The sequence below is a fragment of the Caulobacter sp. NIBR1757 genome (assembly GCF_027912495.1).
Lineage (GTDB): Bacteria > Pseudomonadota > Alphaproteobacteria > Caulobacterales > Caulobacteraceae > Caulobacter.
Genome location: NZ_CP115463.1, coordinates 44,046 through 59,103 on the forward strand (window position 1 = coordinate 44,046; position 15,058 = coordinate 59,103).

The 15,058-nt window shown below is 71.3% G+C and carries 9 protein-coding genes; 1 reads left to right on the top strand and 8 read right to left on the bottom strand.

Annotated elements, in window-relative coordinates; genetic code table 11:
- Window positions 1-17 precede the first annotated feature (17 nt).
- The 8 genes from addA to O5I81_RS00220 form a co-directional block, all read right to left on the bottom strand.
- Complete coding sequence (gene addA / locus O5I81_RS00185; protein WP_271066929.1) at window positions 18-3,470, bottom strand: double-strand break repair helicase AddA; 3,453 nt, start codon at window positions 3,468-3,470, stop codon at window positions 18-20.
- Entirely contained in the window at window positions 3,467-6,445 is a 2,979-nt protein-coding gene (addB, locus tag O5I81_RS00190) for a double-strand break repair protein AddB (protein ID WP_271066930.1), read from the bottom strand. Before addB ends, addA begins: the two co-directional genes overlap by 4 nt.
- 221 nt (window positions 6,446-6,666) lie before the next feature.
- Window positions 6,667-7,392, bottom strand: coding sequence for an N-acetylmuramate alpha-1-phosphate uridylyltransferase MurU (gene murU, locus O5I81_RS00195; RefSeq protein ID WP_271066931.1), 726 nt, complete (start codon window positions 7,390-7,392; stop codon window positions 6,667-6,669).
- Complete coding sequence (gene amgK, locus O5I81_RS00200; protein ID WP_271066932.1) at window positions 7,389-8,480, bottom strand: N-acetylmuramate/N-acetylglucosamine kinase AmgK; 1,092 nt, start codon at window positions 8,478-8,480, stop codon at window positions 7,389-7,391. Before amgK ends, murU begins: the two co-directional genes overlap by 4 nt.
- Complete coding sequence (gene tsaE / locus O5I81_RS00205; RefSeq protein WP_271066933.1) at window positions 8,470-8,916, bottom strand: tRNA (adenosine(37)-N6)-threonylcarbamoyltransferase complex ATPase subunit type 1 TsaE; 447 nt, start codon at window positions 8,914-8,916, stop codon at window positions 8,470-8,472. Before tsaE ends, amgK begins: the two co-directional genes overlap by 11 nt.
- Before the next feature lie 193 nt (window positions 8,917-9,109).
- Window positions 9,110-9,937 carry a 1-acyl-sn-glycerol-3-phosphate acyltransferase gene (locus tag O5I81_RS00210; RefSeq protein WP_271066934.1) on the bottom strand — a complete coding sequence of 276 codons (828 nt, stop codon included), beginning with the start codon at window positions 9,935-9,937 and terminating at the stop codon, window positions 9,110-9,112.
- Between the two features lie 78 nt (window positions 9,938-10,015).
- A complete protein-coding gene (locus O5I81_RS00215; RefSeq protein WP_271066935.1) occupies window positions 10,016-11,812 on the bottom strand; it encodes a M3 family oligoendopeptidase in 1,797 nt (598 codons plus the stop codon).
- Window positions 11,813-11,951: 139 nt separating this feature from the next.
- Complete coding sequence (locus O5I81_RS00220) at window positions 11,952-12,932, bottom strand: alpha/beta hydrolase (protein ID WP_271066936.1); 981 nt, start codon at window positions 12,930-12,932, stop codon at window positions 11,952-11,954.
- Window positions 12,933-13,044: 112 nt separating this feature from the next.
- Between O5I81_RS00220 and O5I81_RS00225 the strand changes: the two genes are divergently transcribed.
- Window positions 13,045-14,886 carry an ATP-binding protein gene (locus O5I81_RS00225; protein ID WP_271066937.1) on the top strand — a complete coding sequence of 614 codons (1,842 nt, stop codon included), beginning with the start codon at window positions 13,045-13,047 and terminating at the stop codon, window positions 14,884-14,886.
- Window positions 14,887-15,058 lie beyond the last annotated feature (172 nt).

Sequence of the window (15,058 nt, forward strand, 5' to 3'; positions counted from 1 at the left end):
GCGCATCGCGCGCCGGGTCAACGGGCGCCGGGCAGGCCGGCCAGCGCTTCGGCGATCATCTTTTCTGGAACCGGCATAAGCTTCGGCCCATCGGTCCAGACCAGCGCCGCCCGCACCTGCCGGCCCGGAAAGACCTCGCCCAGCACCGCCGCATAGATGGCCAGCTGCGCCACATAGGTGGGATCGGCCGCCGAAATATCCGCCGGGGCCGGGCGATTGGTCTTGTAGTCGATGACGGTGACGCGCCCGGGCGTGATCACCAGCCGGTCGACCCGGCCGGAGATCGCCAACCCCGCCGGCAGCGCCTTGGCCGACCCGGCCAGCGCCACCTCGGCCCGCGAGCCCGGCCCGAAAACCTCGGAAAAGTCGGGATGCTCCAGCACCCCCATGGCCGCGCCGATCATCTCGGCCCGCTGATCGTCATTGAGGTCCGGTTCCCGGGCCAGCAGCCGCGCCGCCGTCTCCCGGCGCTCCGCTTCCGGCACATCGGGCAACAGCTGCAGCAGCCGGTGGATGACATCGCCGCGCCGGAAACGGTCCACCCCGCCCTGCCGGCTCAGCGGCGAGGGGGCCGGGATGCGGCTGCGGCTGGCCGCCTGCGAGGGCGAGGCCCAGGCGGTGGCCGGCGGCTCCTCACGCGCCGCCTCGGCCAGCCAGGCGGCCGGCTCAGGCGCGACGCCCTGGCTCACGGCCCGCTCGCCGGTAAAGGGGGCCGGAGCATCCCCGAAGCGCTGGAAGGTGAAGCCGTCTGCCGCGGTGACGCTGTTGACCTTGCCGGCCACCGCCTCATGCTCGAAGGCGGCCGCCATCGCCCCGTACCAGCCTTCGGGAACAGCCCCCTCCTTCATCCGCGCCGGGGCCCGGCCGCACAGCACCAGCCGGTCCCGCGCCCGGGTCAGGGCGACATAGAGCAGCCGCCAGCTCTCGCCCTCGTCCTTGTCCTTGCGCCGCTGGCGGGCCTCGCCGCTGGCCGCGCAGTCCTCGGCCTGGCGCGGGGCCCAGAGGAAGCCGCCATCTCCTGTTTCCAGCAGGGCCGAGCCCCGCGCGCCGGTCTTCACCGTGGTTTCCGGCAGGAAGACGATCGGCGCCTCCAGCCCCTTGGCCCCGTGGGCGGTCATCACCCGCACCTCGCCGCCGCCGGCCTCCATCTCGCGCTTGACCGAGATCTCCAGCCCCTCGAAGGCCGCCGCCAGCCGCTCCAGGTCGAGCACTCCGCGCTGTTCGGCCTCCATGGTGCGGGCCAGGAACTCGTCCAGCACATCGCCGGCCTCCGAGCCCAGCCGCTCCAGCATCCGCGCCCGGCCCGAGCGCCCGGCCGCGTCCTTCAGGCTCAGCATGCGGCTGTAGAACTCGAACGGCGGCCGCCCCTTCGCCAACTCCAGCGCCTGGAGCAGCCAGTCCCGGGCCGGCAGGTCGCTGGCCTGCACCGCCGTCCACAGCGCGGCCTTCCCGCGCGGTTTGCCGACCGCATAGAGGTCGTCGTCATTGACCCCGCACAGGGGCGACTTCAGCAGCGCCGCCAGGTTGAGGTCGTCGTTCGGAAACTGGACGAACCGGGCCAGGGCCAGCAGGTCATCGAAGGCGATATGGTCCGACAGCACCAGCCGGTCGGCCCCGGCCACGGGAACCCCGGCCTTGCGCAGCTCGCGGATGATGTCCTCGAACAGGGCCCGGCGCCGGCGCACCAGGATGATGATGTCGCCGAAGCCGGCCGCCCGCGCCGTCCCGTCCCTGGCGAAGACTGTGTCGCCGCGGTCGACCAGCTCGCGGATCTCCCGGGCGATGCGGCGGGCCAGCCGGCGGTTGGCGCTGCCCTCGCTCTCGACATCCAGCGGCGCGTCCCAGGCCTCGCGCTCCTGGGCCGGCTCCTCCATCTCCAGCGGCCACAGATCGACACAGCCCGGCTGCGCCTGCCGCGAGGCGGTATGCTCCAGCGCCGCCATGCCCATGGGCGCCCGCACGCCGATGTGGGTGCGCGGGTCGGAAAACAGGGAATCGACGAAGGTCAGCACCGTCTGCACGGAGCGGTAGGAGGTGGTCAGGGGGGCCGGCTCGGCCCGCCGCCCGGCGTCGCGGATCAGCTTGATGTAGCGCTGCGTCTCACTGAGCAGCCGGTCCGGATCGGCGCCCTGGAAGCTGTAGATCGACTGCTTCTCGTCGCCGACGATGAACAGCGTCCGCTCCGGGCTTCCGGCCGGACGCACCCGCCCGGCCCCGGCGAAGAACTCGTTGGTCAGGCTTTCGGCGATGGCCCACTGTTCCGGCGCGGTGTCCTGCGCCTCGTCGATCAGGATGTGCTCCAGCCCGCCGTCCAGCTTGTAGAGCACCCAGGGCGCGCCTGGCGACCGGGCCACAAGATCGCGGGCGCGGGCCACCAGGTCGGCGAAGTCCAGCACCCCGCGTTCGGCCTTGGCCATGGCGTAGGCCTCGGCATAGCGCTCGGCCAGGCAGAGGACAGCCAGGGTGTCCTCGGCGATGATCGCCCCGCGCTTGAGGTCGCGGGCCAGGGCCAGCCGCTCCTGCTCGGCCAGCATCGCCTCGCGCAGGTCCTCCCGGCTCTTCAGTCCCGAGGTCTTGGCGACCCAGGTGGCCGGCGTTCCCGCCCCGCCTTGCGTGAACAAACAGCCCAGCATGCCCGCCAAGGACGGGTCCAGCACCACGGCCAGCATCTTTTCGGCATTGGCGATGTCGGTCTTGGTGCCCTGGCCCAGCACCCCGGCCGCCGTCTTCCACAGGGCCAGGTCGGTGTCGGCCACCGCCAGTCTCTCGACCTCAGAAACACTGGTCGGCCCATCGAGAAAGCCGCAGCGGGCCCAGACATCGGCCGTCGCGCCATCAAGCCCGCCGACCGAGCTCAGATAGTCGCCGATCGCCCCGCGCCTTTCCTCGAAGGTCCGGAACAGCCCCTCGAAGCTCAGGTAGTCGAGCGCGATGGCCAGCCGGGCGTAGGCCTCGGACACCGCCACGTCCTCGCCCCCGGCCAGCCCCGCCAGCCGGGCCCGGGCGTCGCGCACCACCAGGGCGGCGGCCGCGTCGTCCATCACCGTGAAGCCCGGCGACACCTCCGCCTCGAGCGGGAAGCGCCGCAGCAGCTGCTCGCAGAAGGCGTGGATGGTCTGGATCTTCAGGCCCCCCGGCGTCTCCAGCGCCCGGGCGAACAGCCGCCGCGCCTCGGGCAGCTCCTGGCTGTTGTCGGGCCCCAGCAGCCGGGCCATGGCCTTCGCCAGGTCCTCGTCCGGCGTCACGGCCCAGCCGCCGAGCAGGTCGAACAGTCGCGCCTGCATCTCGGCCGCCGCCGCCTTGGTGTAGGTCACGCAGAGGATGGCCGAGGGCGGCGCCCCGGCCAAAAGCAGCCGCGCCACCCGGTCGATCAGGGTCTTGGTCTTGCCCGAGCCGGCGTTGGCGGTGACGAAGGCGTTGAGGGTCGGATCGGCGGCCAGCGCCTGGGCGGGGTCGATGACGAGGCTCATTCGCCATCCCCTTCTTCCGCGCCCGTCGACCATTCGAACACCCGCGCCAGATGGTCATAGTCGCCGGCATAGGTCTTCACGAACTGCGGCGCCGTGCGGCTTGGGTAGCCCTGGGCCGGGTTCTGATAGGCGGCGAGCAGCTTCAGGGCCCCCTCGAACGCCGCCATCCCCGCCTGCTCGCTATCGTCGCCGGCATATTTGCGGGTCTCCTCGAGGCCGGGCGGATCGCGGCCGGTAATCTTCACATAGGTGAGGTCGCCCCAGGTCCCCTTCAGCCCATCGAAGCCGCCGGCCTCGAGAATGGCGGCGGTCAGGGTCAACTGCGGCGAGAACCCGGTGTCGATCTGCTTGAGGCTGGGCGAAGAGCCGGTCTTGTAGTCGAGGATATGGCCGATGCCGTCGCGGGTGATCTCGATGCGGTCCGACTTGGCGGTCAGCACATGCGGGACGCCGTTCACATGGAAGTCCATCTCGCCCTGGACCTCGACATGCACGGCGCGGCCATCGGCCCGCCGCCGCCGCTCGAAATCGGCCACCCAGCGCGCCGTCTCCCGGGCCAGCACCGTCTCGCGCGCCAGCGCCGCCGCCGTCAGCCCGGCCGCCTTGAGTTCATCCAGATACCGCCTCTCGAAGAAGCCCTCCGGATCGGCCAGCGGCCAGGCCCGCGACAGGGCCTCGAAGGCGGCATGGATCGCCGTGCCCCGGGCCATGGACTCGACCAGCTGGTCGGGCCGCTCGAGCGGAAAGAGCTTGAGGATGTCCCGCGCCCAGAAGGCGTAGGGGTCGCGGGTCAGGGTCTCGACGCGGGTGACCGACAGCTTCCTTGGCCGGTCGGCCACCGGCGGGATCGGGACCGGCCGCTTGATCGGCGCATAGCCGACGCCGCCGTCCAGCGCCTTGGCCCAGACGTTCAGCTCGGGCCGCCCCGGCAGGGCCCGCCCGGCCCCCCGGGCCAGGGTCTTCAGCCGCCACAGCCAGCGGCTCTCGGTGGCCGGCGCCCCCTCGCGCCGGGCGCTGTTGACCAGGACGACCTCCGGCGCACAGGCGGCCTGGGCGAAGTCGTGGGCCGACAGGCCGACCCGGCGCTCCGGGCTGGGCAGACCCAGGGTCCGGCGCATGGTCCGCGACAGGAAGGGGTCGATCGGCGCGCCGCGCGGCCACACCCCCTCCTCCAGCCCGGCCAGCACCAGCCGGTCGGCCCGGGTCATCCGCGATTCCAGCGTGCCCATGATCGACAGCCGCGCATGCACTGCCTCGCCGCCGCGCACCGTTTCGTCGGCGATCATCCGCTGCATCAGGGTGACGAACCCCTGGCGGGTGACGCGCGGCAGCAAGGACCCCTGCGCGATCAGCCCGCTCAGCAGCCGCGCCAGGCACTCGCCTTCCGGCCCGGCCCACAGCAGCTCGGCCCCGGCGCAGACCGCCTCCAGACCCGCCGCCAGCCCGGCCGCCGCCTCGCCGACATCGGCCGTACCGCTTTCGAATGCGGCCCCCGCGAGATCGACCGCCGCATCGAGGTCGCGCGACAGGGCTTCCGCCAGCTCCAGCGCCGGACGTTCAGCCGGCCGCGCCTCCGCCCAGTCCTTCAGTCTGTTGGCCAGGGCTTCGGGGCTGCGAGGGCGGGGCCCCCGCAATCCGCGCAGTTCCAGCACTTGCGTCTCGGCGGCCAGGACCTCAGCCTCGCGGCCCAGCCGGGTCAGCGGGCTTTTCAGGATCTGCAGCCGCGCCACCGGGCTGGCCGGGTCGAGCACCAGCTCGGCCATGGCCACCGCCAGGCCGCCGGCCGGTTTCAGGGTCAGCGGAACCCCGGCCGAACTGTCCGCCGCCACGCCCCAGCGGGCCAGCTTGGCCGACACCCGCCGGGCCAGCGACAGGTCAGGGGTGATCAGGGCGCAGGTCTTGCCAGGCGTTTCCAGGGTCTCGCGCAGCAGCAGGGCACAGACCTCGGCCGTCTCCTCTTCACCGGCCCCGGTGACGGTGGACAGGCCCTGCAGCCCCGCCTCGAAGGGATCGACCCCCTCATCGGATTCCGCCCGCAGCGCCCGGATGACCTCCAGCCAGTCGGCGGTCGCCTCAGCTGGCCGCAGGGCCTCGTTGATCACCCGCCGCCGCCAGCGGCCGCGCCGGTCGGTATCGGGCCGCCAAGTGCGCACCGCGCCGCGGGGAACATCGGCCAGCTTCAGCAGGGTCTTCATGGCCCCTTGGGGATGCTGGTCATCGACCTCCGCCCAGGCGCTGTCGGCCAGGTCCTCGTCGAGCCCGGGCAGGATCACCGCCCCGCGCGGCAGCCCGGCGATCACCTTCAGCAGCCGCGCCGTCGCCGGCTGCGCCCCGGTCGAGCCGGCGGCGATCACCGGTCCCTGCGGCGGATGGTCGGTCCAGCTCTTGGCCAGATGATCCAGCAGCTTCACCCGCCGGTCGGCGACATCCATCAGGCCAAGCGCTTCCAACCGCTTGGGCCATTCCCGGATGGTCAGGTTCAACACCCCGGCCGAGATCTGCCAGTGCAGCGCCAGGTCCTTGTCGACCAGGTCGCCGATCCGTTCGGCCACCGGGGCTTCCTCGATGGCCGCCGCGTCGAGAAACGCCGCCAGGGCGTCGGCCAGCTCCAGCGCATGGCTGGCCCCCAGCCCGACCGTCGAGGCCGCGTTGACCAGCTTCGCCAGTTCGAACCGCCGCCGCATCGGATCGATGGCCGGCGGCAGGTCCAGCCCCGCATCCCCCGGCTCGAACGGCGGCTCACCCTCGTCCAGATCCCCCAGAGCCCGGATTTGCGGCAGCAGCACCGCCCGGCCGCCGGAGGCTTTCAGGAACGACTCCGTCAGCGCCCGCACCGCCCGCCGCGTCGGCACCAGCAGCAGGGCGCCAGGCACATCCTCCGGCCCCGGCAGGGCGTCCACCAGCCCGGCCGCCAGGTCGTCGAGGAACGGCCGGTGGGCGGGGATGGAGAACCAGTTGGCGGGTGAGTCGGGCATGTCGCCGGCACTATGGCACGCGAGTGACGTGACAGCATCGCTCTCCCCCATGCAATGGGGGAGTGGCTTTGGCGAGCGCTGCAAGCGAGCCAAACCGAGGGGGTCCCCCCACCGGCGGTGGATCGCTAGCCACCAACCGCCGGCGCTGCCCCGCCTCCTGGTCCGTCGCTCACGCTCCGAACCGTCCTCCGCCCCCTCGCGGGGGCGGAGAGCGAATGCCGCTACGCGCCCGCCGCAGCCAGCTTCCCCTGCGCCAGTTCCCGCGCTTCCGGGTCGCCGACGTGCATCCACAGGCCGGGCGGGCTGACGCCGTAAAGCCGGCCCTCCAGCGCCAAGGCCTTCCACAGCGGCAGCAGCGAGAACGGACCCTCCGGCCCGTCCCGGACCACCGACGGCTTGCAGATGTGCAGGCCGACATAGACGTACGGCGCCGTCTCGCCCGGCTGCTTGAACCGCACCCGGCCGTCCGCTTCCAGGAACACGTCGCCCGTATCGTGGAAGCCCATCGACGTCGCCGTCGGGGCCAGCATCAGGCAGACGTCCATCCGGGCCGGATCCCAGAGTTCGACCACCTGCTCGATGGCCGGCGCCGCGCCGTCCAGCCAGATGGCGTCGATGTTGGCGACGAAGAAGGCCTCGTCGGGCAGCAGCGGCAGGGCGTGCTTGACCCCGCCGCCGGTCTCCAGCGCCTCGGCCCGTTCGTCCGAGACGACGATGCGCGGGGCGGTCGTACGGGCCTTGAGGTGCGCCTCCATCAGGTCGGCGAAATAGTGGACATTGACCACGGCGGTCTCGACCCCGACCGCCGCCAGCCGGTCCAGCATGTGATCCATCAGCGCCTTGCCGCCGACCTCGACCAGGGCCTTGGGCCGGTCGTTGGTCAGCGGCCGCATGCGGGTGCCGAGACCCGCCGCCAGCACCATCGCCGTCTTCGGGGTCTTGCTCATCGCCGCGCCTCCGCCGGTACGTATTCGTCGAACCAGGCCTTGAGGTCGCCCAGAGCCGGATCGGCCAGGCAGAGATCGAGATAGCCCCAGAGTCTCGGCAGGAAGCCCTCGTACTTCGGCTTGCCGTCCCGCACGACCAGCCGCGCGAAGATGCCGATGATCCGCGCCACGTTCAGCGCGCCCAGCGCATGATAGTCGCTGAGGAATTTTACCCGGTCCAAATCCGGATGGGCCGCCAGATAGCGCTCCAGAGCCGCCTCTTCCCGCTCCGGCGTCACCTGCCGGCGGGCGTCGTGCAGCAGCATGGACAGGTCCCAGACCCGGTGCGCCTTCACCGCGTCCTGGAAATCGATCAGCCCGACCCGCGCCGGCCCCTCGCGCTCCGGCAGCCAGATCAGGTTCTCGGCATGATAGTCGCGGTGGCAGAACACCTCGGCTTCCGCCTCGGCGCGGGCGCGGATCGGCGTCCACACAGCCTCCCAGGCCCGGGTCGCCGCCGCGTCCGGCGCGAAGGCCGGGCGCAGTTTCGGCAGCCATTCGACGAACAGGTCGCTGGCCATGGTCAGGGCCAGCTCGTCATAGGTCAGCAGCGGCCAGGCCAGCTCCTCCCCGATCGTCGAGGGCGGCGGCGACACCGAATGCAGTACCACCAGCGCATCGATGGCCGCGTCGTACAGCGGCGCCTCATCATGACCCTGGGCGATTTCCTGGGCGAACAGGCCGTCGCCAAGATCCTCCAGCACCGCCAGGCCGGCCGCCGCGTCGAAGGCGACAATGCCGGGCGCCGACAGGCCCTGGTCCTTCAGATAGCGCGCGCAGGCGACGAAGGCGTCCACCCGGCCCGCCGCCAGCCGGTAGGCGGCGTTGAAGCCCAGCGCCCGGCGCTCTTCCGGCGAGGCATCCGGCGGGCAGGCCGCCGTCTCGGCCTTGGGCGGCTGGTCCATGAAGATCAGGCTGGGACCGTCCAGCGGGTACAGTCGCTCATAGGCCCGCGTCGAGGCGTCGCCGGTCAGCGGCTGGCGCCGCGCCTGGCCGAGGCCCGCCTCGGCCAGGAACCGCGCCTTCAGGGCTTCACGATCAGAACTCAAGCGGTCGGTCCTTCCAGGCGCCATGGGGGGTCAGCCGCGCCGCGCGGCCGTCACCCTCGATGGTGATCTCTATATCCAGTCTGTCGGCCGGAAGGCGACCCTCCAGCCGCTGCGGCCATTCGATCAGCGCCGCCCCGCCCTCCAGCGCCTCGTCCAGCCCGATCTCGTAGGCCTCGTCCGGATCGCTCAGGCGATAGAGGTCGAAGTGGGCGACCGGGAAGTCGCGGCCGTCATAGAACTGCACCAGGGTGAAGGTCGGGCTCGGCACCTCTTCGTCCGGCGTCGTCAGGGCCCGCACCAGGGCCCGGGCCAGGGTCGACTTCCCCGCCCCCAGCGGCCCGGTCAGGCAGATGGCCTCGCCGGGGCGCAGAGCCGCGGCGAGGCTGCGGCCAAGCGCTTGCGTCGCGGATTCCTCCGGCAAATCCACGACCTTCACGATCCCTTCTCCCGCTTGCCGGGAGAAGGTGGCCCCCGAAGGGGGTCGGATGAGGGCAGCACCGGCCACGAAAAATTAGCGACAGCGCTATCCGCGCCAGAACGCGCACAACCGCTGGAAGCCGGCGCTGCCCTCATCCGGCCGCTACGCGGCCACCTTCTCCCGGCAAGCGGGAGAAGGCTCGCTGCGCTCGTCAAAACACCGCCTCCGGATTCTGCGGCAGCACCCGCTCGACAAAGCGCTTGAGGGCGTCACTGACCTCGCCGGACTCGCCCTCCAGCCGCTGCGCCGGAATCGGCCGCCCGACGGTCAGCTCGAACTTCCGGCCCTTCTTGTTGAGCAGCTCATGGAACAGGGTGATGTCCCTAAGCTCCGGCGAAAAGCCGTTGAAGAAGTGGAACAGGGTCGACCACGGCCCGGCCACATGCACCGGCACGACCGGCGTCCCGTACTTCTGCGCCACCGAGACGGCCGTCGGCATCCAGGGCTTGTCGGTCAGCACCCCTTGCGCATCGCGGCGCGACAGCACCCCGGCCGGGAAGATGGCCAGGCAGCGTTCCGCCTCCATGGCTTCCCGCGTCATCTGCAACGTCAGCCGGGTGCGCTCCCGGGTCCGCTTGGTCTTGACCCATTCGACCGGGATCAGCGCCTCGTCGAAGCGGGGGCAGACGCGGTGGGCGTCGGAGTTGGCGTAGAAGACCACGTCGGGGCGAGGGCCCTTGAGGGCGTCGTAGAGGGCGATGCCGTCGGCGATGCCGGTCGGATGGTTGGCCACCACGATCAGCCGGCCGGAGCCGGGCACATGCTCCAGCCCCCGCACCGAGGTTTCCAGCGCCAGCAGCTCGGAGATGTGCTCCAGCGCGGCCGCCCCGCCCATGACCGAGATGGCGTCGGCCATCGCCACCGCCTGCGGATAGTGCAGGGTCCGGTACAGCGGCCCCCGCACCACGGGCCAGACCGGCGATCCCGCCAGCTTCGGCGCCCGCTCCTCGATCAGCACATCGACGATGTGTTTGCTCATGAGCCGGTTGTAGGCAATGTCGCGACAGCCCGCAAAGTCACGATCCTTCTCCCGACGAGCGGGAGAAGGGCGCTTCGCTCACTTCACCAACGCGTCGAACTCGTCGACCAGCCGTTCCAGCTGGCTGACCCCCGCCGCCCAGAAGCTCTTCTGGCGCGGGTCGAGCCCGAACGGTTCCAGCGCCTCGACGTAGGTCGCGGTGCCGCCGGCGGCGAGCAGCTTTTCATAGACCGGCGCGAACCCGGCCGGGTCCTCGCGCCGCTTCTCCATCAGCGCCCGCACCAGCAGGTCGCCGAAGGCGTAGGCATAGACATAGAAGGGCGCGTGCACGAAGTGGCTGACATAGGACCAATAGTGCTCATACCCGGGATTCAAACGCACCGCGGGGCCCAGGCTCGCCCCCATCACCTCCAGCCACAGGCCGCCGATTTCCTCCGGGGACAATTCGCCGGACTTGCGGGCGTCGTGGAAGCGGGTCTCGAACTGGTGGAAGGCAATCTGGCGCACCACGGTGTTGAGCCCGTCCTCGATGCGCCCGGCCAGCAGGCCGAGCTTCTCCTCGGGCCGGGCCTCGGCCAGCAGCCGTTCGAACACCAGCCCCTCGCCGAAGATCGAGGCCGTCTCGGCCAGGGTCAGCGGGGTGTCGGCCAGCAGGGTGCCGAGCGGCGCCGCCAGGGTCTGGTGGACGGCATGACCCAGCTCATGGGCCAGGGTCAGCACATCCCGCCGCTCGCCCATGAAGTTCATGAACACGTACGGATGCCGGGTCGAGCTGACCGGATGGCTGTAGGCGCCTGACTGCTTGCCGGGCCGGGGCCTGGCATCGATCCACGGCCGGTCGAAGAAGACCCGCGCCCCATCGGCGAACTTCGGGGCCAGGGCGCTGAAGCTGTCGAGGACCATGCTTTTGGCCTCGCCCCACTCATAGAGCCGGGGCTGGGCCGTGGTCAGCGGGGCGTTGCGGTCCCAATGGTCGAGGGTCTTCTTGCCCATGACCCTGGCCTTGAGGGCGTAATAGCGGTGCGAGGTCGCCGCATAGCCGTCGGTCACCGCCTCGACCATGGCCTCGACGCTGGCGCCATGCACCTCGTTGGCCAGGTGACGGCCCTGAGCCGGATACTCATACTTGCGCCAGCGATCCTCGACCTGCTTTTCGAAGGCCAGGGTGTTGAGGCAGAGGCCGATGGTCGAGCTGTTGGCCTGCAGCGCCGTCGCCAGGCCACCCGCGGCCGCCTTGCGCTTCTTGCCATCCGGATCGCTCAGCCGGTTCAGCGTCTCGGGCAGGGTCAGGCTCTCGCGCCCGACCTTGGCCCGCAGGCCCGCCAGCGTGTCGTCATAGAGCCGCGACCAGCCGGCCACGGCCGGCGAGCGGTCGAGCAGCAGGGTTTCCAGCTCCTGGCTCAGCTCATGCGGCCGCGACAGCCGCACCCGGCGGATCCAGGGCGCCCAGCGCTCGGCGCCCGGATGGGCCTTCAGGGCGGCGTCGATCTCGCCGTCCTCCAGCTGGTTGAGCTCAAGGGTGAAGAACAGCGACTTGCCGGCGATCTCGGCGCTCTTCATCCGGAAGTCGGCCTCGAACTTGGCCCAGCGCGGGTCATCCCTGGCCGTCGAGGCCGACAGCGAGGCGAAGGCGCTGACCGCATAGAGGCCGTCGGCCGCCTGCTCGTAGAGCCGGATGCCCTTGTCGATCAGGGCGCCCAGCTTTGCCGGCTCGCTGCGGGCGGCGAGGAACTGGCCCTCCAGCGCCGCCAGGGCGTCGTTGGCGGCCCGCGCCGCGTCGGTGTCGGCGGCGATGCGCGGGTCGTCGCGGTCGGCGTAGAGGTCGGCGAGGCTCCATTCGGGAGCGGCGGCGGTGATCTTGGCAAGCTGGGACATGGCGGTGGATTTAGGGCGTCAGGGCAGCGAAGCATAGGGCTGGCGCGCACAGGTGACTGTCTCGCGCAGCGTGACTGTCACCGTCCGGCGCTGAACGGTGACAGTCATCCGGCTGCGCCGGAGGACAGTCACCTGGGCCTCAAATGAAGCCGCGCCGCTTCCACCAGCTCAGCACCAGCGCCGGCCAGACCTCGACGGGCTTGCCATGGGTGAACCGCAGTCCGAAGCCGTGGCCGCCCTCGCCGAAGATGTGCATCTCGGTCGGGACCCGCTTCGCCCGCAAGGCCGCCTCCAGCGCCAGACTGTTCTCGACCGGCACGGAGGCGTCATCGGCCGCATGCAGCAGGAAGGTGGCCGGGGCGTCCTCGCGGGCCCGGGTCTCCAGTGACCAGCGGGCTTCCAGCTCGGGCGTCGGGTCCTTGCCCAGCAAGAGCTGGCGCGAGCCGGCATGCGCCAGCGGCGGCCTCATGGTCGCCACCGGATAGACCAGCACGCTGATGTCCGGCCGCGCCGACAGCCTGTCCGCCGCATCGACCGGCCTGTAGACCGCCTCGTCGAACATCAGGCTCAGGCAGCCGGCCACATGGCCGCCGGCCGAAAACCCCATCAGCCCGATGCGGGCCGGGTCCAGCCCAGACCCCTTGCGCCCCGCCTCGCGCCGCACCAGCCGCAGGGCCCGCTGGGCGTCCTGCAGCGGCGTTGCCGGTCCCGCCGCCCAGCCGTCGCCCGGCAGCCGGTAGCTCATCACATAGACGGTCAGGCCGGCGGCGGCGAACGCCCGCGCGCACTCATAGCCTTCCTTGTCGCGCACCACCCATCGGTAGCCGCCGCCGGGCGCGATGAGCAGCGAGGCGCCGTTCGGGGTCTTTGGCCGGAACACCTTGAGGTCCGGGTCCCGCACCCCCTTGATGATGCGGTCGCGCAGCGGCGCCGGCGGCGGCGAGCGATCGGTCTCTTCCTCGACCACCGTGACCCCGGCCCCGCCCGGCGCCCCCTGCGGCCACAGGCGGATGGACGCCGCCATGTCCTCGCGGGTCTCCTGACCGGCCAGCGCCGGCGCCGGTCCGGCCAGTCCCGCCGCCAGGGCGCCCTGGACCAGGGTCCTTCGGCCGATGATCATCACGCGAACACCCCCATTTTGAGCTCAGGTTCGACGAACACAGTTAGGCCGTCTTAACGCTCTTGCCGATAAACTTCCGCGATTGGGTCGGGTTTTGGGCAACCACAGGATCATGGACACCGGGGTTCTCCCCGCGCCGTCGGGCGCGCCAGACGACAATGACGGCGTCCTGCCGGCCGTCAATGCACCGTCCCTGCTGCTGGCCGGGATGATCGCCCCCCTGCCGCTGCTCTATGCCCTGACCCTGCCCTTCGGCCTGGCCCTGGCCCTGATCGGTCATCCCTGGCTTGGCCTGTTCTCCTGCATCGGCAACATGGCCGCCGACAGCGTCATCCAGCCGCTCTACCGCCGCTGGCAGGAGACGGCGGAGGCCTTCGAGCCCGCCGCCATGGAGGCCCGGATCGGCTGGTGCGCCGGCATGCGCGCCAGCGCCGCCATCGTCTGGCCCGTCGCCGCCGTCCTGACCCGGGGCCATCCGGCCGACCTGATGTTCCTCGGCCTCTCGACCTGCCTGTTGATGAGCGCCGGCGTCGTCCAGAGCGCGCTGTCGCCGCGCCTCTACCTGATGTCCGCGGGGCCGGTGCTGATCGGCCTGTGCGCCGCCATGTTTGGCCGCTTCCCGATGGTCCCGGCCCTCGGCCTGACCCTCACCCTGACCATGCTGGCGGTCATGCTGGGTCTCATGAGCGGCGGCATCTCGCGCCTGCTCGGCCAGTGGTCGGAGATGGTGGCCGGCAACACCCGCCTGATCGACCGGCTGAGGGCCGAACGGGCCGCCGCCGAGATCGCCCGCGAGGAGGCCCGCCGGGCCGGCGAGTCCAAGGCCCGCTTCCTGGCCACCATGAGCCACGAGATCCGCACCCCGATGAACGGCGTGCTGGGCATGGCCCAGCTGCTCCGATCCTCCGCCCGGGACGAACAAAAGGACCAGATCGACACCCTGATCCAGAGCGGCGAGTTCCTGATGTCGATCCTCAACGACATCCTCGACCTCTCGCGCATTGACGCCGACCGCATGGCCATCGTCACCGCCCCGCAGAACATAAGCGAACTGGCCCGCGAGCTGAACGGTTTCTGGGGCGCGGCCGCCGCGCAGAAGGGTCTCGAGCTGACCCTCGAGGTCGATCCGGCCCTGCCGCCCGTGCTGGTCATGGACGGCCGCCGCATACGCCAGGTGCTGTTCAACCTGATCGGCAATGCCCTGAAGTTCACGCCGGAAGGGCGCGTCGGCATCGAACTGACCGGCGAGCCCGACAGCGATGGCGCGGCCCGCCTGCGGATCAGCGTCCGCGACAGCGGCATCGGCATCGATCCGGCCACCCTGCCGCAGCTGTTCGACGCCTTCACCCAGGCCGACGAGTCCAGCCGCCGCGACTTCGGCGGCACGGGCCTGGGCCTGGCCATCTGCAGCCAGCTGACCGAGCTGATGGGCGGCCGGCTGTGGGCCGAGAGCAGGCCCGGCCTCGGCTCCACCTTCCATATCGAACTGATCCTGCCGATCGGCGAGGCGGCCCCGGCCGCCAGCGAGGACCCGGCCGCCGCCCCGGCCCAGGGTCCGCCCCTCAGCATCCTGGCGGTGGACGACAACGCCGTGAACCTGGTGGTGCTGGACCAGATCCTCACCGCCTTCGGCCACCGGGTCAGCAAGGCGGCCAGCGGTCCGGAGGCCCTCGACCGCCTGTCGGTCGCCGCCTTCGACCTGGTGCTGATGGACATCCAGATGCCCGGCATGACCGGCATCGAGGCCCTGACCGCCCTGCGCGGCGCCCCCGGCCCCAACCAGGACACCCCGGTCATCGCCGTGACCGCCGACGTCCTGACCCGCGACCGCAAGGCCTATGTCGCTCTCGGCTTCGACGGCCAGGTCAGCAAGCCGGTGCAGATCCCGGCCCTGATGGCCGAACTGGCCGGGCTATCGGACGAGCGGACCATGCTGGTGCGGGCGACGGGCTGACTAAATCCTCCCCCGTAGCGCAAAGCGCGTACGGGGGAGGGGGACCGCCCGCGCAGCGGGGGGTGGAGGGGGCGAGTGACAGAGCGCCGCCTCGGCAAGGTTTTCGCGAATACTCTCTGGCAGCCGGCGCACGGCCCTCGCCCCCTCCACCGCTTCGCGGTCCCCCTCCCCC

What these genes read in the sequence shown, in the direction of transcription:
- addA (WP_271066929.1), bottom strand. Translation starts at nt 3,470, where the DNA reads ATGAGCCTCGTCATCGACCCCGCCCAGGCGCTGGCCGCCGATCCGACC.
- addB (WP_271066930.1), bottom strand. Translation starts at nt 6,445, where the DNA reads ATGCCCGACTCACCCGCCAACTGGTTCTCCATCCCCGCCCACCGGCCG.
- murU (WP_271066931.1), bottom strand. Translation starts at nt 7,392, where the DNA reads ATGAGCAAGACCCCGAAGACGGCGATGGTGCTGGCGGCGGGTCTCGGC.
- O5I81_RS00210 (WP_271066934.1), bottom strand. Translation starts at nt 9,937, where the DNA reads ATGAGCAAACACATCGTCGATGTGCTGATCGAGGAGCGGGCGCCGAAG.
- O5I81_RS00215 (WP_271066935.1), bottom strand. Translation starts at nt 11,812, where the DNA reads ATGTCCCAGCTTGCCAAGATCACCGCCGCCGCTCCCGAATGGAGCCTC.
- O5I81_RS00220 (WP_271066936.1), bottom strand. Translation starts at nt 12,932, where the DNA reads ATGATCATCGGCCGAAGGACCCTGGTCCAGGGCGCCCTGGCGGCGGGA.
- O5I81_RS00225 (WP_271066937.1), top strand. Translation starts at nt 13,045, where the DNA reads ATGGACACCGGGGTTCTCCCCGCGCCGTCGGGCGCGCCAGACGACAAT.